Below are 24,677 nucleotides of genomic sequence, written 5' to 3'. Positions count from 1 at the left end.
CCGTGAAATTTGTTTCAGTCATCAGTATGGCAGTGCTCACTATCAGTGTTTGGGCATTATTTTTCACAGTATTCTTTTTAAATGATGAGCCAGTCTATCCCGTTGCATCTTCACCTCAAACCGTTTCAGCTCTGAAGACAGAAGCATCAGCGACCCTAAAACGATTTGAAGCAGTGGAGAAAGTGAGCGAAGAACAAGAAAATCAGTATGCAGTTGTGGAAGAAAAACCACAAGCTGTGCAGCAGCCTGAACCGGAAACCTTAGAAGAAAGAGCTAGCAGCCCATACAATGATATTTTATATGACTTTGAACGAGATGATCCAATATCTATTGATGAGTTGTTATTTAATTTAGGTATTAATGATTAATCCTTTGCATAATCGCAAAGGATTTTTCACTTTATCTTACGGATGTTTCGCTTCAATACTGAATATGTGTTAAAATAATGCAGTCAATCAAGCAGATAAAGGAGCACATTCATGATTTATTTTGATAATAGTGCAACAACTAAACCTTTGGAAGAAGTTCTCGATAGTTTTGTTGCTGTTTCAGAGAATTACTATGGCAATGCATCAAGTCAACATCAATTAGGTATTGATGCTAATAAACTGTTACGGAAAGCTTATCAACAATCAGCGAACATGCTAGGCGTGAGTGAAACAGAAATTATTTTCACTTCAGGAGGGACTGAAGCAAATAATTTAGCGATAAAGGGAATTGCCCTTAATTATCATAAACATGGTAAACATATCATTACCACCGCAATTGAACATCCCTCTGTGTTAAATGCTTGCAAAGCACTTACACGCTTAGATTACGAAATTACTTATTTACCTGTAGACGAGCATGGAATTGTACGCTTAGAAGATTTTAAAGAAGCTTTAAGAGAAGATACCATCTTAGTTAGCGTGATGCACGTCAACAATGAAGTTGGTGCCGTTCAGCCCATCAAGGAAATTGGCGCATTGCTTAAAGATCGCAAATACACCTTTTTTCACGTCGATGATGTACAAGGCTTTGGCAAGATGTCATTAGACATTAGAAAGTCAAACATCGATTTATTATCGATCTCAGGCCACAAATTACATGGGTTAAAGGGTACAGGGTTATTGTATGTAAAAGAATGGATTGAATTATTTCCGCTTTTTCATGGTGGTGGTCAACAGGGTGATGTCCGCTCAGGTACAGAAAACATTGCAGGAATCGTTTCACTTGTAAAGGCAATGCGGGTGGTACAAGAAGAACAAATGCACCATCCTGAAGCCTTAACTCATATTAGAGACCTAATGCGTGATCGGTTAAGTAAAATAACGGAAGTAACGATAAATTCAGCCGAAAAACAGGCACCTCACATTCTTAGTTTTTCATTGCCAGGTTTTAAACCTGAAGTCGTACTACACGCACTGGAGGAACGTAATATCTATATATCAACCAAAGCCGCTTGTTCTTCAAAGAAGCCTGATCAAAGTGTTGTTCTAGCCGCGATGGGATGCCCTGATAATGTAAGTAATTCTGCACTTAGAGTCAGTTTTTCATACCAAAACACAGAAGGTGAAGTTGAACTGTTTTATCGCGCGTTAAAAAAAATAATTAAAGATCTTAGTAAAGTAATGGGGTAGAGAAATGTATTATGATCATATTCTAATTCGCTACGGTGAATTGTCTTTAAAAGGAAAAAATAGAAAAGTATTTTATAATAAGCTACATGAAAATATCCGCTATCAGTTAGTGAACTTTCCTGAAATTAAAATCAAAGCAACACGTGACCGGATGACGATTTTGCTAAATGGTGTCAATCCTAATTTGTTAATGCCCATTTTAACGCGGGTCTTCGGTATCCAATCGATGAGTTTAGCTATTAAAGTAGAAAAAGATGAAAATTTAATTAAAGAAGCAGCTTTATTTGCTTTGAAAGACGCAGAAAATGTAAAAACATTTAAAGTGACGACAAAACGTGCTGATAAAACATTTCCAATTGATTCTCAAGCATTTAACCAAATTGTCGGAGGTCACCTTTTGCGTGAAACAGAGGGCATTACCGTCGATGTGCATCATCCTGATTTAGAGGTTCATATTGATATTCGAACAGATGCAACCTATATTACTTCTAAGCGAATTGAAGGAAGTAAAGGACTACCGGTCGGTACTTCAGGTAAAACCTTATTGCTTTTATCAGGTGGCTTTGACAGCCCCGTTGCCGGATATTTAGCGATGCGACGTGGCGTGAAGTTGGAGATGGTTCATTTTTATTCTCCGCCTTATACGAGTGAAGCAGCTAAAGAAAAAGTGCTTGATTTAACAAAAGAATTAGTGAGTTATGGTGGAGATATTAAGGTTCATATCGTACCTTTCACAGCAATGCAACAAAAAATCCATCGGGAAATACCTTACGGCTATTCGATGACTGTCATGCGCCGAATGATGCTTAAAATAAGTGAAGAAATAGCAAAGAAACAGAATATACTTTCTTTAACCACCGGTGAAAGTCTAGGACAAGTGGCAAGTCAAACGATGGAAAGTATGCATGCCATCAATGCCGTTACGAATTACCCGGTGATGCGACCGTTGATTACAATGGACAAAAGTGAGATTATGAAAATTGCCGAAGATATCGGTACGTATTCGATATCGATTCGTCCATTTGATGACTGTTGTACCGTGTTTGTTCCTAATGCGCCTAAAACAAAGCCAAAAAAAGATAAAGTTGAGTATTTTGAAAGCTTACTCGACCTTAACAATGAGTGGGCAGAACTGATGCAAAATATAACGGTTTTGACGATTTCAAATGATCAATCACATCAAGAAGAAATTGATCAACTTTTTTAATTGAAAGAGCAATGTATATTCCATGCATTGCTCTTTTTTTTAAGGTATGCTAAAGATAGTTTATTGTCTAATGGTGAGGTGGAATAAATGAAAACATTATGGTACGGTGGGAAATTTCACACAATGATGGCTCTTGATGCTTGTGTAGAAGCAGTAGTGTCAGATGCCGGTTTTATCGTGGATACAGGAACGAAAGAAGAATTACAACAAACTCATATCTGTGAAAATAGGGTTGATTTAGAAGGTGCAACTGTCTTTCCAGGATTTGTCGATAGTCATCTACATATTGTTTGGCAAGGTGAGAAACTTGAACACTTAGATTTGTCAGTCATAGATAAGCGTGAAGATGTCTTAGAGGCGATCAAAGAACGATTAGAAAAGCTTTCAGATGGTAAATGGTTAATTGCTGAAGGGTGGAACGATAATCAATGGGAAGATGATCGGATTATTGATCGATTTGAACTCGATCAATTGTCGAGAAAACACCCCATTGTGTTAACGCGTATTTGCCGTCACGCGCTTGTTGCAAATAGTTTAGCAATTGAACTGGCGCATATTCCTGAGGGTATTACTAATCCGCAAGGTGGAGAGATTGTACGTGATCACTCTTATCGTCTTACGGGTTACTTTAAAGATAGTGCTCAAGAATTAATTAAACGAGCGATTCCTGAGAAGTCCGTTGAGGATGTTAGTCAACTCATTAATACCTCAGTTGATTATTTGATATCATGCGGCCTAGTGGGTGGGCATTCCGAAGATTTGAGCTATTTTGGACCGAATAGTTATCAAAAAGTTACCACAGCTTATCGAGAGAGTATTGATGGTTTGAAACGGAAGTTTAGAACACACTTACTTATTCATCATGAGGTAATAGAAGATCACGTAAAGGCTGCACCCAAACCGCATGCGTTTATAGAGTTTGGCGCAATGAAATTATTTGTTGACGGCGCCCTAGGTGGAAGGACAGCTTGGTTAAAGGAGCCTTATTCAGATCATCCATCGACCTACGGTTTAGCGATTCATGATGATCATCATTTGGAAAAACTTGTGAAAAAAGCGCGAAACCATGGGTTATCCATTGCAACACATGCGATTGGTGACCGAGCAATTGAAGTGATTCTGAAGTTAATGCGTAAATACCCGACGATGAATCGGTTACCCGATAGAATCATACATGGGATGATTGTAAATCCGTCACTAATCGAGCAATTGCAGCAGTTAAAGGTCATCATCGATGTTCAACCCACTTTTGTGACCTCTGACTTTCCTTGGGTGATTGACCGTATAGGCAAGCAACGAATAGATGAAGCTTATCCGTGGAAAACGTTTATCCAAAACGATATTGTTGTCGCGGCTGGTTCAGATGCTCCAATTGAAACCGTTAATCCTCTAGAAGGCATTCAAGCCTTTTGTGAAAGACGTTCAGTTTTGGATGGTAACGTCTACGGAGCAAGTCAGCGCTTAACGAGGTACGAAGCCATCAATTTGTACACGGATGGAAGCGCCAGAGCAATTTCTAAACATAAAGAAAGGGGCAAAATTGCCCCTGGATTTGTAGCTGATTTTACTGTGTTAGAAAACGACCCATTTGAAGTTGCGATAGATAAAATTAAGCAGATTCCTGTAAAGATGACTGTCGTTGATGGTACCATACAATATCGTAAAAAAGATTAGTTCAGGCAAAAGCTGTTTGCTCTCACTGCCGCATTAGTTAAAAAACAACTGTTGTAATTGTTTAAAGTAGGTAGTATCTAGCTCTTGCAATAGTTTAATTTTATCTGCAGTTAGTTCAATATCAATTGACTTCGTATGAAAGACAGGATATGCTTCGCTATCTAACCCAATGATTGGGTGATCATTTCCATCTTGGCGAATTTTCAAGGTGATTTTACGCTCTTTATTTAAGCATAAAGGTGACGGAAATGATTGTGTTTGATTGTTGGATAAGGGTGCGATTTTGGTTAATTGGATCAAATCGAGATCAGGATCAATGACTGCACCACCAAGGGATTTGTTGTAACCTGTACTTCCAGTTGGTGTAGAAATGACGAGGCCATCACCAGTAAATCGCTCAAATTTGAAGTCATCAATAAAGACATCAATGGCAATGGATTTGATAATACTAGAACGAATCGAACACTCATTGATGGCATGCACTGGGGTGCGATCATCAACTGTTATTTTCAGTAGTTCATGCGATGAATAATGTGGTTGATTTAACCGTTCGTTAAAGATATAAGTTAAATCTTCGACGAGATAATTGGTGTAAAAACCGCGGTTACCCGTTGTATTTACTCCAACATAGATAGGCTTAGTTGAAAATTGGTGTTGTCTTAGTGTTTGGAGAAAATGACTATCGTCACCAACAGCTAAAACAACATCACTCTCAGCTATCTTTTCTGTGAAAGTAATATTTTCATTTTTATTGGCTTCGATAATTTTTTCTTTTGATATCGGTTGGTGATAACCTAGTTGAATATTAACGTTTAGCATAGTGCGCCTCCTCATGAATCTATTAGTTATAGATTGCCTTAATTGTGCAACACTAAACATGCAAATGAAAAATATTGAGTGCGGAGAAATTGAGAGCTTAAAGTTATTACGATTGTGTTATACTTATAAATTATTTCTAAGGAGGAGTAGCATGAGTCAAGTAGAAATTGTTTTTAATCAGTTAAATGAACGGATTGAGGCCTTCCAAACGAAAGAAGACCTTACTTATTTAGACAGCTTTTTAAATGTGTTAAATTTAGTGTTGATGGATGAAGAAACGATAGGAACCCTTGATGCAGAGAATGCCGCGTTTGTGGAAGAAATTAAAGCAGTCCAGTTTGATCAGGAAGATAAAGAAACCATTCGTAAGGTGATTCAATTTGCTTTATTAAAAAGTTTTAAAGGTGCACAACAACAACAGCATACATTAACTCCAGATATGGTTTCATTTTATATGAGTTATTTAATTGAGAAACTATTTGAGAATAAACAGGACATTAGAATTTTTGATCCGGTGGTTGGTAGTGGGAATTTACTGACAGGTGTGTTGAATCAGACGAGAAAGCATTTCGTCAGTTATGCGAGTGAAGTTGATCAGACATTTATTGAACTTGCCTTAACTAGTGCAGAACTTCAAAAACAGACCATCGAATTTTTCCACCAAGATAGTCTGAAACCGCTGTTGTTAGACCCTGTGGACGTTGTCGTGTCTGATTTGCCAGTAGGTTATTACCCTGATGATGAAGTAGCTGCAAATTTTGACGTTGCTGTTAAAGATGAACATACTTATGCGCATCATTTATTGTTGGAGCAAAGTGTTAAATATGTGCAGCCTGGTGGATATGTTATTGCACTCGTTCCGAATCATCTTTTTGATAGCGATCAGTCAAAGCAATTGCATATGTTTATTCAAAAGGCTGCCCATGTCGTGGCGCTACTTCAACTACCAGACGATCTTTTTAAATCAAGTAAAAGTGCGAAAAGTATTTTAGTTTTACAACGTAAAGCAGAAAACACTGAAGCACCCAATGAAGTATTGATGGCTCAATTGCCTCGATTTAAAGATTATAAGGCAACCGAAAACATGGTCTTGAAAATGAATGCGTGGTTTAAAAATTACTAGTCTGGTGTTAGAATAGTCGGAATATAACTAATAAAACGTTTACAATAAACTTTCAAGTTGCAAAGTAAGGGGTATGTTAGTTAAAATGGTAGTGGTATATAAATAGACTAAAATGGGAAACTGAAAGGATTGAATGATATTGGGTAAAGTATTAGCAATTAACGCTGGTAGTTCTTCGTTGAAATTTCAATTAATTGAAATGCCTGAGGAGACAGAATTAGCAAAAGGTTTAGTTGAACGTATTGGGATTGAGAATTCCGTATTTAAATTGGAATATGGGGAAGAGGAAGACAAATTAACGACAGATATTCCTAACCATGCGAAAGCTGTAGAAGTTTTATTAGAACGTCTACAAGCATCAGGTGTTATTTCATCACTTGACGAAATCGATGGAGTTGGTCATCGTGTTGTACATGGTGGAGAACGCTTCAGTGATTCGGTATTAGTGACTGATGAAGTTATTGCGGAAATTGAGAAGGTATCTGAATTAGCACCACTTCATAATCCAGCTAACTTAACAGGTATTCGTGCCTTTAAGAAGCTGTTACCAAATGTTCCGGCAATTGCGGTATTTGATACAGCATTTCACCAATCAATGCCACCAGAATCATATCTATACAGCTTGCCATATGAATACTATGAACAGTTTGGTATTCGTAAATATGGTTTCCATGGTACGAGCCATAAATACGTCTCTGAGCGTGCAGCGGATATGTTGGGCGAACCTTTAGAGAAACTACGCTTAATTACTTGCCATATTGGTAATGGTGCAAGTGTTGCAGCGATTAAAAACGGTAAGTCAATTGATACAACCATGGGCTTTACACCATTAGAAGGTGTTACAATGGGTACGCGTTCAGGTAGTTTAGATCCTGCTCTTGTTCCATATATCATGGATAAAACAGGTAAAGACGTCAATGAAGTGTTACACGTATTGAACAAAGAAAGTGGTATGCTTGCGCTTTCTGGTTTCTCAAGTGATTTACGTGATATTGAAGATCGCGCACAAGAGGGTGACGAACGTGCAGAGTTAGCATTACGTATTTTTGCAGGTCGTATTCACCAATATATCGGTTCATATGCGTCTAAAATGCATGGTGTCGATGCAATTATTTTCACTGCTGGTATTGGAGAAAATAGTAAAGCGGTTCGTGAGCGTGTCCTTGAAGGTCTTGAATTTATGGGGGTTTACTGGGATCCGGCACGTAATGATGTGCGTGGTAAAGAAACATTTGTTAACTATCCACACTCACCAGTCAAAGTAATGATCATCCCAACAAATGAAGAAGTAATGATTGCTCGTGACGTACAACGTTTAGCGTTTAGCTAATCGTTAGCAGTCATTCTTCACATAAATAAATCGGCTACTACCTCATCTTTTAGATAGGTGTTAGCCGATTTTTTAACGGTTACTTTAATTTTCATTAAAAATGAAAAATGTTAGTCTTCATCATCTTCGGTACGAACAACTAATACATCACATGGTGCATAACGCACAATGTTCTCAGACACACTACCAATTAAGAAGCGTTCAACAGCATTTAAGCCGGTTGCACCACACATGATTAAATCTGCATTAAAAGATTTTGCCACGTATTTAGGAATGCGTACTTTTGGAGAACCATAGTCAATATGTGTTTCGACTTTTCGTACACCTGATTCTTCAGCCTGTGTCTTATAATCATTTAATAATTTAGATGCGTAAGTTTCTGACCGATTTATCATTGATTGATCATAAGTCTCAGCGGTTGAAATCGTTTTTGTATCAACAACATGAGCAATGATTAAATCTCCATCATTTCTTTTAGCAACTTGAACAGCTTTTTTAAAGGCCTTCAAGGAAGCTTGTGAACCATCAACGGCAATAACTATTCGTTTATATTCTTCTGCTGGCATATAAATCACTCCTAACGATTAATATAGTGTCCTATTCCACTCTTTTAAAATAACTAAACCTAACTGTCACCATTTTTATATTTTTTTGTCTAAATTGCACCAGGTCGGTAAGAACTGTATAATAACACTAGAGATTAAAAAAATAGTACAGATGAGAAAGTAAGGTGAGGCAACCTTGGCAACGAAACACGAACAAATACTGATGCATATAGAAACGTTAAAAGTTGGAAATAAAATTTCGGTACGACAAATAGCAAAAGATTTAAATGTGAGTGAAGGAACCGCGTATCGTGCAATAAAAGAAGCTGAGAACCAAGGACTTGTAAGTACAATCGAGCGTGTTGGAACAATTCGGATTGAACAGAAGAAAAAAGAAAACTTTGAGCATTTAACCTTCGCAGAAATTATTGGTATTGTTGATGGTCAAGTATTAGGTGGTCGTGAGGGGTTATACAAAACGTTACATAAATTTGTCATTGGTGCGATGAAAACTGATGCAATGATGCGCTATTTAGAAAAAGACTCCCTCCTAATCATCGGAAACCGGGTTGAAGCACATCGATTGGCCTTGGAAGAAGGGGCTGCTGTATTAATCACCGGTGGTTTTGATACAGATGATGACATTAAGCGATTAGCAGATGAATTAAAACTTCCAATCATTTCAACCAGTTATGATACATTCACTGTTGCAGCCATGATAAACCGAGCGATTTATGATCAATTAATCAAAAAAGAAATTGTATTAGTCGGTGATATTTATACCGCTTATGAGAAAACGCATTACTTAAATCGGACAGATCCCCTCCAAAAGTGGTATCATTTAAAAGATCAAACAACTCATTCGCGCTATCCTGTTGTCGACGATCAAATGCGCGTTGTAGGCATTGTTACCTCAAAAGATGTGATTGGAAAAAGTGATGGCTTAACAGTTGATAAAATTATGACTAAAAATCCGCTAACAGTCGTTAAAGAAACATCTCTGGCTTATGCGGCGCATATGATGGTCTGGGAAGGTATTGAGATTGTCCCTGTGGTTGATAACAATCAACGCTTAATCGGTCTGATTTCACGTCAAGATGTATTAAAGGCGCTACAAAATGTTAACCGTCAGCCTCAAGTTGGTGAAACGATAGACGATATTGTGACAAGTGAACTTTCGGTAGAAAAAGATGGTACCCAATATGTCTATAGTTCGAAAGTATCACCGCAAATGACAAACGCCCTAGGTACACTATCCAATGGCGTATTTGTGTCATTTATTACAGAAGTAAGTAGTCGAATGATGACAAACATGAAAAAAGGTGACTTAGTCGTTGAGACGATTTCGGTCTATTTTATCAAGCCTGTTCAAATCGAAAACATGTTGACGATTCATCCCAAGATATTAGAAATTGGCCGGAAATCAGTTAAAATAGATATAGAACTGTATCATGAGAAAGATATCGTTGGAAAGGCAATATTAATCGGTCAGTTAATCGATCGTTATTAAAGGAGACACTATGCAAATCACTAAACAAATTATTGAAACTTTAAAAAAACACCCGACGATTATTATTCATCGTCATGAACGTCCCGACCCAGATGCGATTGGGTCCCAGGCAGGATTAGCTGCGATTTTAACAGCAAGCTTTCCAGATAAGAAAATACTTATCACCGGCTATAATGAAGAGTCATTAACTTTCTTAAAAGCCATGGATACTGTAGACGATGCAAGTTACGAACTGGCAGCCGTTGTCGTCTGTGATACAGCCAACCAGCCACGGATTGATGATAAACGCTTCTCAGAAGGGCAGATACTGGTGAAAATTGACCATCATCCGATTGTTGATGACTATGGGCATGTGAGTTGGGTAGACACTAAAGCGAGCTCAACCTCAGAAATGATTTATCGATTAGCAAAAGAAGAAAGCTTAACGATAACGGATGAAGCAGCTAGACTTTTGTATGCAGGCATTGTAGGCGATACCGGTCGTTTTTTATATCCGAGCACAACAGATCAAACCTTCGCTGTGGCAGCAGCCTTAGCAAAGCATCACTTTGACCGGACCGCCCTCTACAATCAAATGTATGAAGTAGATCCGAAGATAGCACGATTAAAAGGGTACTTACTCGATCAAATCAATATTTCTTCTGAAGGATCGACAAATGTACGTTTAACGAAAGATGTTTTAGCTGCCTATGATATTACATCTGAACAAACCAGCGCGCTTGTCGGTGCGTATGGTGATATTAAAGGGATCAGATGCTGGGCTATTTTTGTTGAAGAAGACGATAAGATTCGAGTTAGACTTAGATCAAAAGGGCCAGTGATTAATCAATTAGCTGCGAAATATCGAGGTGGTGGTCATCCATTAGCTTCAGGAGCAACAGTGATGAGCTGGGAAGAAGCTGATCAGCTTATCAAAGACCTTGATGATATTTGTCGTGCTCATAACAACGAAAATAAAAAGGGATAGCAACATCTGCTATCCTTTTTAATAGTTAAGGTGGTGATTTTTTGGCGTTTACCCATTTAAGAGTAACGAGTGGATACAGTTTTATGCAAAGTACGGTTAAACTCGAATACTTGATTAATAAAGCACAACAATTAGGCATGAAAGCAATCGCATTAACTGATCGTGGTAACATGCATGCGGCGTATCAATTTTATCAACTATGTCATGCTAAACATATACAGCCAATTATTGGCCTAAGTCTACCAATTAAAATAAAAGAATCACGTGTTGAACTGTTGTTGTATGCGAAAAATAACCAAGGGTATCGTCAATTGATGAATTTAAGTTCAAGCTACCAATTGAATGAAGAGCCACTTGAATTAGAACAATTGCATGCAGCTCATTCAGGATTAAAAATAATTTTGCCACTCGATGGTTTTGGTGAAGAGATGACGGTGGATGAACAATTGCTTGTGGATCACCTAGCGCTATTGCCAGAGGGTGTGTTGTGTGGGATTACGCCACACAGGCAAGCTGTCTATCAAGCGTTTAATACCCTTCAAGATGTTTCTATTGCAATCGGTGATGTCCGTTATTTAGAAGCGGAAGAGCATGAAGCGTTGAGCTATTTAATGAAAATGAATAAAGCAATTGATCAGCGACCCATAAATGAAGATTATCCGCATCACTTCTTTACGACTGAAGAAGCACGGGTGCATTTTGAAGCGAGTGAAGCGTTATTAGCGCAAACGGTGGCGTTTGTTCAAGATATTAATGTTAATCTTGATCAATCAGTACAGCGACTGCCTCGCTATCCACTTCCAAGTGGGACCTCACCACAAGCTTACTTAAAGGAACTCACAAGTGAGGCCCTTACAAATTACTACGGTACTAACCAAAAGGCAAGCGCTCGTTTAGCGCATGAGTTATCGATTATTGAAAATATGGGATTTAGTGATTATTTTTTAATTGTCTTTGATTTTGTCCGCTTCGCCAAAGAGCAAGGGATACGAGTTGGACCCGGGCGGGGATCGGCAGCCGGCTCAATTGTAAGCTTCTTATTAGGCATCACGACAGTAGATCCTTTAAAGTATGATTTGTTATTTGAGCGTTTTTTAAATCCAGAACGCGTGACGATGCCGGATATTGATATTGATTTTACGGATTATCGTCGCGAAGAAGTGATTGACTATGTGAAAGAGAAGTATGGTAAGGCGCATGTGGCACAAATCGCTACCTTTGGCACCTTTAAAGTGCGCTCGATTATCCGCGAATTAGCAAAAGTGTACCCAATTAGTGATCATGAATTAAATTATATTCTCCGTCAGTTACCTGCCACACAGCAACAATCGCTCGTCGAAGCTGTCAAGCAATCGGATGCACTGATAAGTTATATAAAAAAATCAGAAACATTACCAGGATTTTTTCGTGTAGCAAGAACGTTAGAAGACTTACCACGTAATTTATCCACACACGCCGCAGGGGTTGTGATGCATGATGAGGCGCTGATTGAAACGGTGCCGCTTACAACTGATGGTCAAGGACATACACTCACACAGTACCCAATGGGGGACTTAGAAAAAATAGGTCTTCTCAAAATGGATTTTTTAGGTCTGCGAAACTTAACCATTATTGAACGCATTACGAAACAAATTCAGCGAGAAGCAGCTCAGTTTGATATCGATAACCTACCACTTGATGACCTGTTGACTTTTAAACTATTGCAAACTGGTGATACGTCAGGGGTGTTTCAGTTAGAATCAAAAGGGATGCGTGAAGTCTTGCGAAACTTAAAACCAACAGTATTTGAAGATATTGTTGCAGTTAATGCATTGTATCGTCCGGGTCCGATGGATTTTATTGATACTTACGTTAAACGTAAGCACCATGAAGCACCGGTAGAATATCTCCATCCTGACTTAGCAACTATCTTAAAACCAACACATGGCGTCTTGGTGTACCAAGAGCAAATCATGCAAATTGCTCATCAATTTGCTGGACTTAGCTTAGGAAAAGCCGATATTTTGCGACGAGCAATCAGCAAGAAAAATAAAACAGACCTTGATGAAGTTAAAGCCTGGTTTGTTGAAGGGTGCTTAGCAAAAGGCTACGATAACGCCACAATCGAAGAATTATTTTCATGGATTACTCGTTTTGCCAATTATGGATTTAATCGATCACATGCGGTCAGCTACAGTTTGATTTCATATCAATTGGCTTATTTAAAAGCGAATTATCCATTGTATTTTTATGCGGAACTATTAAATAGTGTTACAGGTCAAGCTGATAAAATCCATCACTATTTTAGAGAGTTACGCCTCAATCAGTTAACACTTTATCGTCCTAACATTAACCAAAGTTTTTATGGATTTAAGGTTGAGGCAGAGGGGATCCGTATGGGACTTGGTACAATAAAAGGCATCGGTTATCCTGTTGTTAAAAGCATTCTTGAAACGAGAAAAGCAGGACCGTTTCAAAGCTTATTTGATTTTTGTTTACGTGTGCCCTTGAAAGTTGTCAATCGTAAGATGATTCAAACGCTCGTACTTGCGGGTTGTTTCGATATTTACGGAGTTGAACGGGCTTCTGTCCTTGCTACTATAGACACAGCGATGGAACAAGGAGAATTATTTGGTGATATGGACGAAGACTTTCTAGATTTAATGGATGGTTTACAAATGGATGGTCAATATGAAGCGGTTGAGCCGTTTGAACAGATGGAGAAACTACAGTATGAAAAAGAACTTTTAGGTGTTTATTTGAACGATCACCCACTGAAAATGAATCGTACGCAATTAAGGCGTGCAGGGTATTTGAAGATTTTTTCTCTAGAAAAACAACAGGGATCCAAACGCAGCTATCGCTTTGCAGGTTTTGTGCAAGAAATGCGAGTGATTCGAACAAAACGAGGAGAATCGATGGCGTTTGTTGTTTTTAATGATGAAGATTTAGAAATAGATGGTGTCATCTTCCCCGATGTACTGCGCAACATCAAACCATGGTTTGAGGAACAAGTCTTTGTGGATTGTCAGGTACGTGTGGAAGATAGACAAGGGAAACTACAGCTTATCGTTGAAGAAGCAACACCATTAAATTTTGAAAAAATTAAAACCTTCGAGGCGGAAGGCGTCATCTATGTAAAATTTTCTGGTGATGATTTGGATGGAGCTATCCAGGCTCTAGAAGAAATTGCAAAAGACCATCCCGGTCCGACACCAGTTAAACTTTATCATGAACCATTTGAGCGATTATATGCGTTATCTGAAGCATTTTATTTGGTTAAAGATTATCAATCAATTAAGCGATTGACTGAACGCTTTGGAAAGGAACATGTTGTTTATAAAGAGAAACGTGAAAAAGGGTAACTACAAAAAATGTAGTTGCCTTTTTATATGTAATTTGACCTCATTCATATGTTCCGTTTTTTTCTAAAAAAACGGCTTGTTGTTTACACCAGGTACTAATTTGATGTAAGATAAAAAGTACGAGTGGCCAGACCAATAAAAATAGAGAGGTAGATCAATATGACAAACCTTAAAGCGAAGGCGTTAAAAATGCATAAAGATAATCAAGGGAAGCTTGCCGTTGAGGCGAAAGTTAAAGTTGAAAATAGTGAAGACTTAAGTCTCGCATACTCACCAGGGGTAGCAGAGCCATGTCTTAAAATAGAAGAAAATAAAGACGAAGCTTATACATATACGATGAAAGGAAACATGGTTGGTGTTGTCACAAACGGGACGGCAGTATTGGGCTTAGGGGCTATCGGAGCAGATGCGGCCTTGCCGGTGATGGAGGGCAAGGCCGTACTCTTTAAAAACTTTGCAAATGTTGACGCATTTCCAATTTGTTTAGACACAACTGATGGTGATAAAATTATCGAAACAGTGACGTTAATGGCGCCAACCTTTGGCGGGATTAATTTAGAAGATATTAAAGCACCAGAATGCTTTATTATTGAACAAGCGTTAAAAGAAAAGCTAGATATACCTGTCTTTCATGACGATCAACACGGAACGGCAATCGTAACTCTGGCTGGATTAGTGAATGCATTAAAATTGGTGGACAAAAGCTTTAATGAGATTAAAGTCGTTATTAACGGCGCAGGTGCTGCAGGCATTGCGATTGTAAAACTCTTAAATAGCTTTGGTGTCAAAGATATGATTTTATGTGATTCTAAAGGTGCGATTTATTCTGGTCGCCAAGAAGGGATGAATCAAACAAAAAAAGACGTATTGGCTTACACAAACCAAGATAATCAACAGGGAGCATTAGCCGATGTTATCAAAGATACTGATGTTTTTATTGGGGTATCACTAAAAGACTTGTTAAGTCATGAAATGGTGCGTAGTATGCGGAAAGACCCTATCATTTTCGCAATGGCCAATCCCGATCCAGAAATCAAACCAGCGCTTGCAAAAGAAGCAGGAGCTCGAGTTATTGGTACGGGACGAAGTGATTATCCAAATCAAGTTAACAATGTTTTAGCTTTCCCAGGGATTTTTAAAGGCGCATTATCGGTACGTGCTTCAGATATTAATGAGGAAATGAAAGTGGCAGCCGTACATGCTATCGCAAACATTATTAAACCGAATGAACTAACAGATGATTATGTGATTCCTGATCCATTTGATGCGCGTGTAGCTGAACGTGTATCTCAGGCTGTGGCACAAGCTGCTGTTGACAGTGGAGTTAGCAGAATTAAGGGGCCGGTCGTGCATGACAACTAAACAGAATAAAGCATATGAAAATGTGCTGGAAAAAATTAAGAATTATATTGAGCGAGATCATTTAAAACCAGGCGATCGCTTACCGTCAGAACGAGAAATGGCTGAAGAACTGCAAGTCAGCCGTTCAACCATTCGGGAAGGTCTTAGAGCGATAGAGTTACTCGGTATGATTGAAACAAGACGCGGAGAAGGGACGTTTTTACGTCCCTATCAATCGTATCAAACGTTATCATTGTTATCCACGTTCATTTTTCAAGACCCAGCAACAAAAAAAGATTTAGCGCACACGCTTAGTTTAATTGAACAGGCGATTTTATTTGAAGGGGCGACACATTATCAACAGTCAATCACTGCTGAGTGGTCGGGCCACCAAGTTAATTACTGGAAAAAAAGGGGCTATAAACAAACCTTTCAAGTGATTATTAAACACATTAACAATGAACTACTGGCGAAAATTTGGTATTTATTATATGCTTTTAGACTAACGTTAAATGAAGACAATAAAGAATCAGAAGTGAAACAATTGTTTGAGAGGTTTGATCAAATAAGTGTAACTGTGAAAAACTTATCGAGTAAAGAAGATATGTAGTTGATATAGGGGGAGTATGCATGTCATTAAAAACAATCTTTAAGAAAAAAAAGAAATATGCACAAATTCCAACGGAAAAGGCTAAACAAGAGATTCCTGAGGGATTAGTTGAAAAATGTAAGCATTGTGGAAAAATATATTATGAGAAAGAATGGCGCCAGCAATTGAAAGTTTGTCCTAACTGTGGAACGCACCACATTATGTCAGCTTACGAGCGAATCGATGCAACGGTAGATGATGATAGCTTTGAGGAGTGGTTTGAAACGCTTATCTCAACAGATCCACTTGAATTTCCTGATTACCAAGAAAAGCTAGTCAGTGATCGTGAAAAAACTGGACTCAAAGATGCAGTGGTAGCTGGACGAGCAACAATAAACGGTTATTCTGCGGCCATTGTTGTGATGGATACGCGCTTTCGCATGGCAAGTATGGGGGCTGTTGCTGGAGAGAAAATTGCACGAACCTTAGAAACGGCGCGTACGGAATTATTGCCTGTTATTATTTTCACTGCTTCTGGTGGCGCAAGAATGCAAGAAGGTATGCTTAGTTTGATGCAGATGGCGAAAACATCAATGGCTGTAAAACGATTTAGTAACAGTGGTGGCTGTTTAATTAATGTATTTACCCATCCAACAACGGGAGGCGTTACCGCAAGTTTTGCTTCAATCGGCGATTATCATTTTGCTGAGCCAAAAGCTTTAATCGGTTTTGCGGGTCGAAGAATTATTGAACAGACCATTCGTGAAACATTACCTGAAGATTTTCAAACGGCTGAGTTTCAGTTAGAACACGGACAAGTGGATCGTGTCGTTCATCGTCATGAACTAAAAAATTTGTTGACAACTGTCTTAGATCTTCATAGCGCGGAGGTGACAGAATCATGAGACAAGTATTGTCATTTGAAAAACCAATCCACGAACTGAAAGATAAAATTGCTGAATTAAAGAAGATGGCTGCCGGCAGTGAATTAGAGTTAGATGCCGAAATTAGTCGGATGGAAAGTCGTTTAAAGAAGTTAGAGCTTGATATCTATCATTCCTTAACAACGTGGGATCGCGTCCAAATCGCGCGACATCCGGATCGCCCAACAGCACTAGATTATATTGGAGAATTATTCACCTCGTTTGTTGAGCTACATGGCGACCGCCTTTATCGTGATGATCCGGCAATTGTCTCTGGTATCGCAAAATATAAAGGTGTACCGGTTACAATTATCGCCCAACAACGTGGAAAAAACACGAAGGATAATCTGTTTCGGAATTTTGCTAGTCCTCATCCAGAAGGTTACCGAAAAGCGTTAAGACAAATGAAGCTTGCAGAAAAATTCAATCGACCCATCATTAGTTTAATTGACACAAAAGGTGCACATCCAGGAAAGGGTGCTGAAGAACGAGGGCAAGGCGAGGCAATTGCTCGTAATTTACTAGAAATGACTGATTTAACGGTGCCAATTATTGCGATTGTAATCGGTGAAGGTGGAAGCGGGGGAGCGTTAGGTATTGGTCTTGCTGACTCTGTTCAAATGTTAGAAAATGCGACGTATTCAGTGATTTCACCTGAAGGAGCCGCAAGTATTCTTTGGAAAGATGCGGCGCTTGCTGAAAAAGCTGCAACCTCACTAAAAATCACGGCAAAAGATTTAAAGGCGCTTAAAATAATTGATGAAATTATTCCTGAAGTTAAGGGTGGAGCCCATCGTGATTTGTCAATGCAAGCAGCCTATTTGGACGCTTACTTAGAAAGTACTTTTAACCGTTTGCGTAAAATTGACAAGCAGACATTAATTGACAACAGATGGAACAAATACAATAATTTAGGTGGATTTACTGAATGATGATTATGAATATTCGCACAAATGGTAAAAACTTTGTTAAATAATTAAAATATCTTTAAAACGACCCCTAAATCTATTGATTTAGGGGTGAGATTTTTTGCGCTTTCATGTATAATCTTAAGTGAAATTATATTAGTGTATCTTTTATGTTATACTGAAATGGTTTTTAAAAGAGACAGAAAGTGATAGAGGTGAAAGCATGAAAAGAATTGGTGTTTTAACAAGTGGAGGCGACGCTCCAGGAATGAACGCTGCCGTTCGTGCTGTTGTGCGAAAAGGGATTTATCATGATCTTGAAGTGTTTGGTATTTATAATGGCTTTCAAGGCTTGATGGAAGGAAAAATTGAAAAGATGGAACTGGGCAGCGTTGGTGATATGATTCAACGTGGTGGAACCATGCTATATTCTGCACGCTGCGAAGAATTCAAGACGGATGAAGGACAGAACAAAGGGATTGAACAACTGAAAAAATTCGAGATCGATGGACTTATTGTCATCGGTGGTGATGGATCATTTCAAGGTGCCGCAAAATTAACTGCAAAAGGTTTCCCTTGTATCGGAGTTCCTGGTACAATTGATAATGACATCCCAGGTACGGATTACACAATTGGGTTTGATACAGCTTTAAACACAATTGTCGAAGCGATTGATAAAATCAGAGATACTGCAACTTCTCATGAGCGTACATACGTGATAGAAGTAATGGGTCGAGATGCTGGTGACTTAGCCTTATGGGCTGGACTTGCCAATGGTGCAGAAACCGTTGTCATTCCAGAAAAGGACGAGCCATTTGAAAACGTGGTCGACCGCTTGAAACGCGGGTCAGAACGTGGCAAAAAACATAGTATCATTATCTTAGCTGAAGGCGTAGGTAATGGGATGGATTACGGCAAACGGATTGAGGAATCAACAAGGTTTGAGACGCGTGTAACGGTTCTAGGTCACATCCAACGCGGGGGTCGACCGACTGCTTCAGATCGTGTGTTAGCGAGTCGATTAGCTGGTAAAGCTGTTGATTTATTGCTTGAAGGTCAAGGTGGATTAATGGTTGGTATTCAAAATAACGAATTGGTACACCATGATATTATTGATATTTTAAAACAACCTCATAAACTAGATATGAGTTTGTATCAATTAATGAATGAACTATCTATCTAATTTTAAAAAATAGATAAAAGTGCTTAAAAATTTTAAGGAGGAAATTATCGAATGAGAAGAACAAAAATTGTATGTACAATTGGACCTGCATCAGAATCACCGGAAAAGTTAGAGCAACTGATTGAGGCAGGAATGAACGTCGCGCGTCTGAATTTTTCACACGGTGACTTTGAAGAACACGGGAACCGTATTAAAACAATCCGTGCAGCAGCTGAGAAATTAGGTAAAACAGTTGCGATTTTACTCGATACAAAAGGACCTGAGATTCGTACAGGTACAATGAAAGATGGTCAAGTTGATATTGTTAAAGGACAATTTATTAATATTTCAATGGATGAGACAGTCTTAGGTACAACTGATAAATTCGCGGTCACTTACCCGCAGCTTATTGAAGATGTGCATGTTGGATCAAAAATCCTGCTTGATGATGGGCTTATTGAATTAGAAGTTGTAGAAATGCTAAATGAAGCAAAAGAATTAAAAACTAAAGCATTAAACTCAGGTGTGCTTAAAAACAAAAAAGGTGTAAACGTACCGAACGTAAGTGTTAACTTGCCAGGTATGACTGATAAAGATGCCAAAGATATTCTTTTTGGTGTTGAGCAAGGTGTTGACTTTGTGGCGGCATCATTTATTCGCCGCGCTGCTGATGTTCTATCAATCCGCGAACATTTAGATAACAATGGCGGGAAAGACATTCAAATCATTCCTAAAATTGAAAACCAAGAAGGTGTTGACAACTTAGATGCTATTTTACAAGTTGCTGACGGTTTAATGGTTGCACGTGGTGATTTAGGGGTAGAAATTCCACCTGAAGATGTCCCAGTTGTTCAAAAAGACATGATTAAAAAATGTAATAGAGCAGCTAAACCAGTTATTACGGCAACACAAATGTTAGATTCTATGCAACGTAACCCACGCCCAACGCGTGCAGAAGCATCAGATGTTGCTAACGCTATTCTAGATGGTACAGATGCAATCATGCTTTCAGGTGAGACAGCAGCTGGTGACTATCCAGTAGAATCTGTTCAAACGATGCACCGCATTGCGTTGAAAACAGAATCAGTACTTGATCACAAAGAAATCTTAGATAATCGTTCGAAAATTAGCGAAATGACAATGACTGATGCGATCAGTCAATCAGTTAATCATACAGCGATGAACCTTGATGTTGATGCAATTCTTACACCAACTGTAAGTGGTGCAACGGCGCGTATGATTTCTAAATACCGTCCAAAAGCGCCAATTATTGCGATCACTTTTGATGAAAAAGTAAGTCGTCGTCTTTCATTATCATGGGGTGTTCGTGCAATCACTGGTGAACTTGCATACACAACTGATGAAGTACTAGATCTTGCGATTGAACGTGGTTTAGCAACAAATTGCTTCAACCGTGGTGACCGTGTGATTATTACTGCAGGTGTGCCTGTTGGTGAACGTGGTACAACAAACATGATGAAAGTACACATCATTGGTGATGTATTAACAAGTGGACAAGGTGTTGGCAAAGGCTCAACCATTGGACGTACGGTTTTTGCTAAAAATGCAGAAGAAGCAAATGCTAAAGTAAAAGGTGGAGATATCCTTATTACTATCGGTACAGACAAAGATATGATGCCAGCACTTGAAAAAGTAAGTGGGATTATTACTGTTGAAGGTGGTTTAACTTCACATGCGGCTGTTGTCGGTTTAGATCTTGGGGTTCCTGTAATCGTAGGTGTAGACAATGCAATGGAAGTTATTGAAGAAGGTAAAGAAATCACAATCGATGCTAAAAAAGGTGATATCTACGCTGGGCGCGCAAGCATCCTTTAATTATGAAATAGAATAATAAATCTGTTATAATCAAGAAGGGACATTGTCCCTTCTTTTTAATTTATCATTTTACTACGTTAATCAAAGGAGATACACAAATATGTTTAAATGGATTTTTTTGGCGTTACTTATTATGCCTGCATTAGAACTGGGCATTATCATCTGGGCAGGGCAACTGATTGGTGGCTGGTCAGTAGTTGGTTTAATTATTTTAACCGGTCTAATTGGTGCAACCCTCGCAAAACAACAAGGAACTGAAACCTTGCAACGCGCGAATTTAAGTATGCAACAAGGGCAAATTCCTAGTGAAGCAATCTTTGACGGGATTTGTATTTTAATTGGTGGAATTGTCCTTCTGACCCCAGGGTTTATTACCGATTTAATTGGTTTCTTATTGCTTATCCCATTCACGCGGCGACCACTCAAAAATAGTATCAAAGCAATTTTTCAGCGAATGATAAAAAACGGTCAAGTGATATACGTCCGACGTTAAACACAATCAGGACATTCTTTATCCAGATTAATGGATCATGCAATTGTTGATTCGCTTCTGTTTGATTACTAAAAGTAATAGCTGTTTTTTCACTGTGAGTTATCTGAATTTTCATTATTGTGTCAACGATAAACGAATGAGGCTGTATTTTTTTACGTATTTATGATAAGATTAAACGGCAAATATTCATCGATAATTGCGATATGTTCATTTGTATGCTCAGTGTTCGGTGATCAAGGAGATTATTTTTATGTTTAATCAATCAACACTATTTTTGATTATTTTATTATTGCTCGGTTACTTCGGTAAGAATCAAGCAATTATTATTACCGTCTATATTTTATTAGGGTTACAAATTCTTAGACTGGATGATAAATTGTTTCCAATGATTCAAGCTAAAGGGATGTCGATCGGGGTAACAATTATCACGCTATCGGTGATGATCCCGATTGCGACTGGAGAAATTGGATTTAAAGAATTATTGGAAAGTGTAAAGACTTATTATGGATGGATAGCACTAGGAGCAGGGATGTTTGTTGCTATTGTTGCTCGAGGTGGTTTAGATTTATTAGCAAATGATCCGCACTTAACCACAGCGCTTGTGATGGGGACCATTTTAGCTGTTGTCTTCTTACAAGGCGTAGCAGTGGGTCCATTAATAGGTGCAGGAATTGCTTATATGGTTATGCGCATTGTTGATTTTTTTATTGCGTTATAAAGGAAGTAAAGGAGGATGGCCATGTCTACATCTAAAGGGTTAGAAGGGGTTATTGTTGCTGAAACAGACATTACTGCTTTGTCAGATGATCAGTTAAGCTATGTTGGTTATTCCATCGATGAGTTAGCTGAAAAAGCTGAATTTGAGGAAGTTATTTATCTGCTTTGGTATAAAAAATTACCGAATGAAATAGAATTAGAATCATTCAAACAAGCATTATTTGATGAAATGTTTTTACCAGAGGCATTAATCGAACAACTACGTGGCCTTAATTTACAACGAGCACACCCGATGTCAATATTACGGACAGCGGTGTCGATGTTAGGCTTATATGACGATGATGCGAATCAAGAAGTATCTGAAGATGTGAATGAGCGTGAAGCACTACGCTTACAAGCAAAAATCGCACCATTAATTGCGGCTTTTTCACGCCTAAGAGAAGGTAAAGAACCGATAGCTGCAAAGCGTGATGTCAGTTATGCTGAGAACTTTTTACATATGTTAAAAGGAAAACCGGTTGATGCACTGGAAGTTGAAGCATTTAATAAAGCGTTAGTCTTACATGCTGATCATGAATTAAATGCCTCAACGTTTACAGCACGCGTGTGTGTTGCAACCTTGTCCGATTTATATTCGGGTGTGACAGCTGCGATTAGCGCTTTAAAAGGGCCGCTGCATGGTGGAGCAAATGAACAGGTTATTAATATGCTGATGGAAATTAAGGAAGTAGAGCAGGCGATTCCTTATGTTCAAGATAAAATTAATCAGAAAGAAAAGATTATGGGAATGGGTCATCGTGTCTATAAAACCGGTGATCCACGGGCAAAACATCTGAAAGAAATGTCTAAACAGTTGACCAAAGAAAAGGGTCAAGAAAAATGGTATTTAATATCTGAGAAGATTGAAGATTACGTCAAGAAAGAAAAAGGATTGCCGGCGAATGTTGATTTCTATTCCGCATCTGTCTATCATATGCTCGGGATTGACCACGATTTGTTTACACCGATCTTTGCGATGAGTCGAACGTCTGGATGGATTGCGCATATTTTGGAACAGTATAAAAACAATCGCCTGATTCGTCCGCGTGCTGAGTATGTCGGACCGGAAAATCAAGTCTATCAACCTATTAAAGAACGTTCTTAAACGTTTCTTATATACTAAATTACAGGAGGATTTTAAAATGGCAAATGGAGAGAAAATTACAGTAGAGAATGGTCAAGTAATCGCACCGAACAACGCAATTATTCCTTATATTGAAGGAGACGGTACAGGTCCTGATATTTGGAACGCAGCAAGTCGCGTGTTACAAGCTGCCGTCAAAAAAGCATATAATGGTGAAAAATCGATTGTTTGGAAAGAAGTGTTAGCAGGAGAAAAAGCATTCAATGAAACCGGAGAATGGTTACCTGAGGCAACCCTTGATGCGATCCGGGAGTATAAAATTGCAATCAAAGGCCCCCTTACGACACCAATCGGTGGTGGAATTCGGTCATTAAATGTTGCGTTACGTCAAAAATTAGATTTATTTACGTGTCTGCGCCCCGTTCGTTACTTTGATGGTGTACCTTCACCGGTTAAACGACCTGAAGATACTGACATGGTTATTTTCCGTGAAAATACGGAAGATATTTATGCGGGAATTGAGTGGGAAAAAGGTTCCGATGAGGTTAAAAAAGTAATTGATTTCTTAGAAAATGAAATGGGTGTCAAAAATATTCGTTTCCCTGAAACATCTGGAATCGGTGTGAAACCAATTTCAGAAGAAGGAACGAAACGTATTGTACGCGCTGCGATTGAATATGCAATCAAAGAAGGGCGTAAGAGCGTCACGATTGTTCATAAAGGTAACATTATGAAATTTACGGAAGGCGCTTTTAAAAACTGGGCGTATGAATTAGCTGATTCAGAATTTAAAGATCAAGTATTTACTTGGGCAACTTATGATGAAATCACTGAAGAAAAAGGAAGAGAAGCAGCAGATGCGGCACAAAAAGCTGCGGAAGATGCCGGAAAGCTTATTGTAAAAGATGCGATTGCTGACATCTTCTTACAACAAATTTTAACTCGACCTAAAGAATTTGATGTTGTCGCAACAATGAACTTAAATGGTGACTATATTTCTGATGCACTTGCTGCACAAGTAGGTGGAATCGGTATAGCGCCGGGTGCCAACATTAATTATGAGACAGGCCATGCAATTTTTGAAGCAACACACGGAACAGCACCTAAATATGCTGGTTTAGATAAGGTGAATCCATCATCGGTTATTTTGTCAGGTGTGTTAATGCTTGAACACTTAGGTTGGACAGAAGCGGCTGACTTAATTACGAAATCGATGGATAAAACAATCGGTTCTAAAGTTGTCACTTATGACTTCGCTCGTTTAATGGATGGGGCGACTGAAGTTAAAACTAGTGAGTTTGCTGATGCGTTAATTAATAACATGGCATAATGAATAAGACATAAGCTGGGGGTGATATGCTCCTAATAAAGTAGACAGTAGAAATAATAAAAATTCTACTACTTTATTAGGAGTGTTTTTTATGCGTAAAAATAAGAAATGGACAGC

Annotated in this window: 21 protein-coding genes; 19 read left to right on the top strand and 2 right to left on the bottom strand. The window is 38.6% G+C overall.

The features are described from left to right. The first annotated feature begins 2 nt into the window (after window positions 1-2). From DES38_RS10015 to DES38_RS10000, 4 genes are all read left to right on the top strand, one after another. Window positions 3-368: a hypothetical protein gene (locus DES38_RS10015; protein WP_110251975.1), complete on the top strand. Its 366-nt coding sequence runs from the start codon at window positions 3-5 to the stop codon at window positions 366-368. 111 nt (window positions 369-479) lie between these two features. Further along, on the top strand, window positions 480-1,619 hold the full coding sequence (locus DES38_RS10010) for a cysteine desulfurase family protein (protein WP_110251974.1): 1,140 nt from the start codon (window positions 480-482) through the stop codon (window positions 1,617-1,619). A 4-nt stretch (window positions 1,620-1,623) separates the two neighbouring features. Beyond that, window positions 1,624-2,826, top strand: a complete 1,203-nt coding sequence (thiI, locus tag DES38_RS10005) for a tRNA uracil 4-sulfurtransferase ThiI (RefSeq protein WP_110251973.1) — start codon at window positions 1,624-1,626, stop codon at window positions 2,824-2,826. Window positions 2,827-2,913: 87 nt separating this feature from the next. Further along, entirely contained in the window at window positions 2,914-4,500 is a 1,587-nt protein-coding gene (locus tag DES38_RS10000) for an amidohydrolase (protein WP_110251972.1), read from the top strand. Between the two features lie 33 nt (window positions 4,501-4,533). On the opposite strand, the gene DES38_RS09995 is transcribed toward DES38_RS10000, so the two are convergent. Continuing rightward, a complete protein-coding gene (locus DES38_RS09995) occupies window positions 4,534-5,319 on the bottom strand; it encodes an NAD kinase (RefSeq protein ID WP_170114388.1) in 786 nt (261 codons plus the stop codon). Window positions 5,320-5,470: 151 nt separating this feature from the next. On the opposite strand from DES38_RS09995, the gene DES38_RS09990 reads away from it, so the two are divergent. Beyond that, window positions 5,471-6,442 carry a class I SAM-dependent methyltransferase gene (locus DES38_RS09990; RefSeq protein ID WP_110251970.1) on the top strand — a complete coding sequence of 324 codons (972 nt, stop codon included), beginning with the start codon at window positions 5,471-5,473 and terminating at the stop codon, window positions 6,440-6,442. A gap of 139 nt (window positions 6,443-6,581) precedes the next feature. Continuing rightward, window positions 6,582-7,772 (top strand): acetate kinase, encoded by a 1,191-nt coding sequence (locus DES38_RS09985; protein WP_110251969.1) that lies wholly within the window; start codon window positions 6,582-6,584, stop codon window positions 7,770-7,772. A 110-nt stretch (window positions 7,773-7,882) separates the two neighbouring features. On the opposite strand, the gene DES38_RS09980 is transcribed toward DES38_RS09985, so the two are convergent. Continuing rightward, on the bottom strand, window positions 7,883-8,338 hold the full coding sequence (locus DES38_RS09980) for a universal stress protein (protein WP_110251968.1): 456 nt from the start codon (window positions 8,336-8,338) through the stop codon (window positions 7,883-7,885). Window positions 8,339-8,513: 175 nt separating this feature from the next. Between DES38_RS09980 and DES38_RS09975 the strand changes: the two genes are divergently transcribed. The 13 genes from DES38_RS09975 (at window position 8,514) to icd (ending at window position 24,560) form a co-directional block, all read left to right on the top strand. Beyond that, complete coding sequence (locus DES38_RS09975; RefSeq protein WP_110251967.1) at window positions 8,514-9,827, top strand: DRTGG domain-containing protein; 1,314 nt, start codon at window positions 8,514-8,516, stop codon at window positions 9,825-9,827. Window positions 9,828-9,843: 16 nt separating this feature from the next. After that, complete coding sequence (locus tag DES38_RS09970) at window positions 9,844-10,794, top strand: DHH family phosphoesterase (protein ID WP_211305859.1); 951 nt, start codon at window positions 9,844-9,846, stop codon at window positions 10,792-10,794. Window positions 10,795-10,835: 41 nt separating this feature from the next. Further along, entirely contained in the window at window positions 10,836-14,138 is a 3,303-nt protein-coding gene (locus tag DES38_RS09965; RefSeq protein ID WP_110251965.1) for a DNA polymerase III subunit alpha, read from the top strand. 159 nt (window positions 14,139-14,297) lie between these two features. Then, the gene (locus DES38_RS09960; RefSeq protein ID WP_110251964.1) at window positions 14,298-15,500 is read left to right on the top strand and encodes an NAD(P)-dependent malic enzyme; all 1,203 of its coding nucleotides are present in this window, start codon (window positions 14,298-14,300) and stop codon (window positions 15,498-15,500) included. Continuing rightward, the gene (locus DES38_RS09955) at window positions 15,490-16,089 is read left to right on the top strand and encodes a FadR/GntR family transcriptional regulator (protein WP_110251963.1); all 600 of its coding nucleotides are present in this window, start codon (window positions 15,490-15,492) and stop codon (window positions 16,087-16,089) included. Before DES38_RS09960 ends, DES38_RS09955 begins: the two co-directional genes overlap by 11 nt. A gap of 20 nt (window positions 16,090-16,109) precedes the next feature. Next, window positions 16,110-16,973, top strand: coding sequence for an acetyl-CoA carboxylase, carboxyltransferase subunit beta (gene accD / locus DES38_RS09950; RefSeq protein WP_110251962.1), 864 nt, complete (start codon window positions 16,110-16,112; stop codon window positions 16,971-16,973). Then, window positions 16,970-17,923 carry an acetyl-CoA carboxylase carboxyltransferase subunit alpha gene (locus DES38_RS09945; protein ID WP_110251961.1) on the top strand — a complete coding sequence of 318 codons (954 nt, stop codon included), beginning with the start codon at window positions 16,970-16,972 and terminating at the stop codon, window positions 17,921-17,923. Before accD ends, DES38_RS09945 begins: the two co-directional genes overlap by 4 nt. Window positions 17,924-18,122: 199 nt before the next feature. Further along, entirely contained in the window at window positions 18,123-19,082 is a 960-nt protein-coding gene (gene pfkA, locus DES38_RS09940) for a 6-phosphofructokinase (protein ID WP_110251960.1), read from the top strand. 51 nt (window positions 19,083-19,133) lie between these two features. Beyond that, complete coding sequence (pyk, locus tag DES38_RS09935; protein WP_110251959.1) at window positions 19,134-20,897, top strand: pyruvate kinase; 1,764 nt, start codon at window positions 19,134-19,136, stop codon at window positions 20,895-20,897. 100 nt (window positions 20,898-20,997) lie between these two features. After that, window positions 20,998-21,390, top strand: coding sequence for an FxsA family protein (locus DES38_RS09930; protein ID WP_110251958.1), 393 nt, complete (start codon window positions 20,998-21,000; stop codon window positions 21,388-21,390). A 250-nt stretch (window positions 21,391-21,640) separates the two neighbouring features. Further along, the gene (locus tag DES38_RS09925) at window positions 21,641-22,108 is read left to right on the top strand and encodes a DUF441 domain-containing protein (protein ID WP_110251957.1); all 468 of its coding nucleotides are present in this window, start codon (window positions 21,641-21,643) and stop codon (window positions 22,106-22,108) included. A gap of 21 nt (window positions 22,109-22,129) precedes the next feature. Beyond that, a complete protein-coding gene (citZ, locus tag DES38_RS09920) occupies window positions 22,130-23,251 on the top strand; it encodes a citrate synthase (protein WP_211305858.1) in 1,122 nt (373 codons plus the stop codon). Window positions 23,252-23,288: 37 nt separating this feature from the next. Then, the gene (icd, locus tag DES38_RS09915; protein WP_110251955.1) at window positions 23,289-24,560 is read left to right on the top strand and encodes an NADP-dependent isocitrate dehydrogenase; all 1,272 of its coding nucleotides are present in this window, start codon (window positions 23,289-23,291) and stop codon (window positions 24,558-24,560) included. Window positions 24,561-24,677: the final 117 nt, after the last annotated feature.

The sequence above is a fragment of the Streptohalobacillus salinus genome (assembly GCF_003201605.1).
In the GTDB taxonomy this organism is placed as follows: domain Bacteria; phylum Bacillota; class Bacilli; order Bacillales; family Amphibacillaceae; genus Streptohalobacillus; species Streptohalobacillus salinus.
The sequence above is the reverse complement of the archived record's forward strand: the minus strand, read 5'-3'. Positions and strand labels throughout refer to the sequence as shown.

Coding starts and splice junctions, on each gene's coding strand:
- DES38_RS10010 (WP_110251974.1), top strand. CDS start 480: ATGATTTATTTTGATAATAGTGCAACAACTAAACCTTTGGAAGAAGTT.
- DES38_RS09945 (WP_110251961.1), top strand. CDS start 16,970: ATGAGACAAGTATTGTCATTTGAAAAACCAATCCACGAACTGAAAGAT.
- DES38_RS09995 (WP_170114388.1), bottom strand. CDS start 5,319: ATGCTAAACGTTAATATTCAACTAGGTTATCACCAACCGATATCAAAA.
- DES38_RS09980 (WP_110251968.1), bottom strand. CDS start 8,338: ATGCCAGCAGAAGAATATAAACGAATAGTTATTGCCGTTGATGGTTCA.
- DES38_RS09955 (WP_110251963.1), top strand. CDS start 15,490: ATGACAACTAAACAGAATAAAGCATATGAAAATGTGCTGGAAAAAATT.
- DES38_RS10000 (WP_110251972.1), top strand. CDS start 2,914: ATGAAAACATTATGGTACGGTGGGAAATTTCACACAATGATGGCTCTT.
- DES38_RS09990 (WP_110251970.1), top strand. CDS start 5,471: ATGAGTCAAGTAGAAATTGTTTTTAATCAGTTAAATGAACGGATTGAG.
- icd (WP_110251955.1), top strand. CDS start 23,289: ATGGCAAATGGAGAGAAAATTACAGTAGAGAATGGTCAAGTAATCGCA.
- DES38_RS09925 (WP_110251957.1), top strand. CDS start 21,641: ATGTTTAATCAATCAACACTATTTTTGATTATTTTATTATTGCTCGGT.
- citZ (WP_211305858.1), top strand. CDS start 22,130: ATGTCTACATCTAAAGGGTTAGAAGGGGTTATTGTTGCTGAAACAGAC.
- accD (WP_110251962.1), top strand. CDS start 16,110: ATGTCATTAAAAACAATCTTTAAGAAAAAAAAGAAATATGCACAAATT.
- DES38_RS09930 (WP_110251958.1), top strand. CDS start 20,998: ATGTTTAAATGGATTTTTTTGGCGTTACTTATTATGCCTGCATTAGAA.
- DES38_RS09960 (WP_110251964.1), top strand. CDS start 14,298: ATGACAAACCTTAAAGCGAAGGCGTTAAAAATGCATAAAGATAATCAA.
- thiI (WP_110251973.1), top strand. CDS start 1,624: ATGTATTATGATCATATTCTAATTCGCTACGGTGAATTGTCTTTAAAA.
- pfkA (WP_110251960.1), top strand. CDS start 18,123: ATGAAAAGAATTGGTGTTTTAACAAGTGGAGGCGACGCTCCAGGAATG.
- pyk (WP_110251959.1), top strand. CDS start 19,134: ATGAGAAGAACAAAAATTGTATGTACAATTGGACCTGCATCAGAATCA.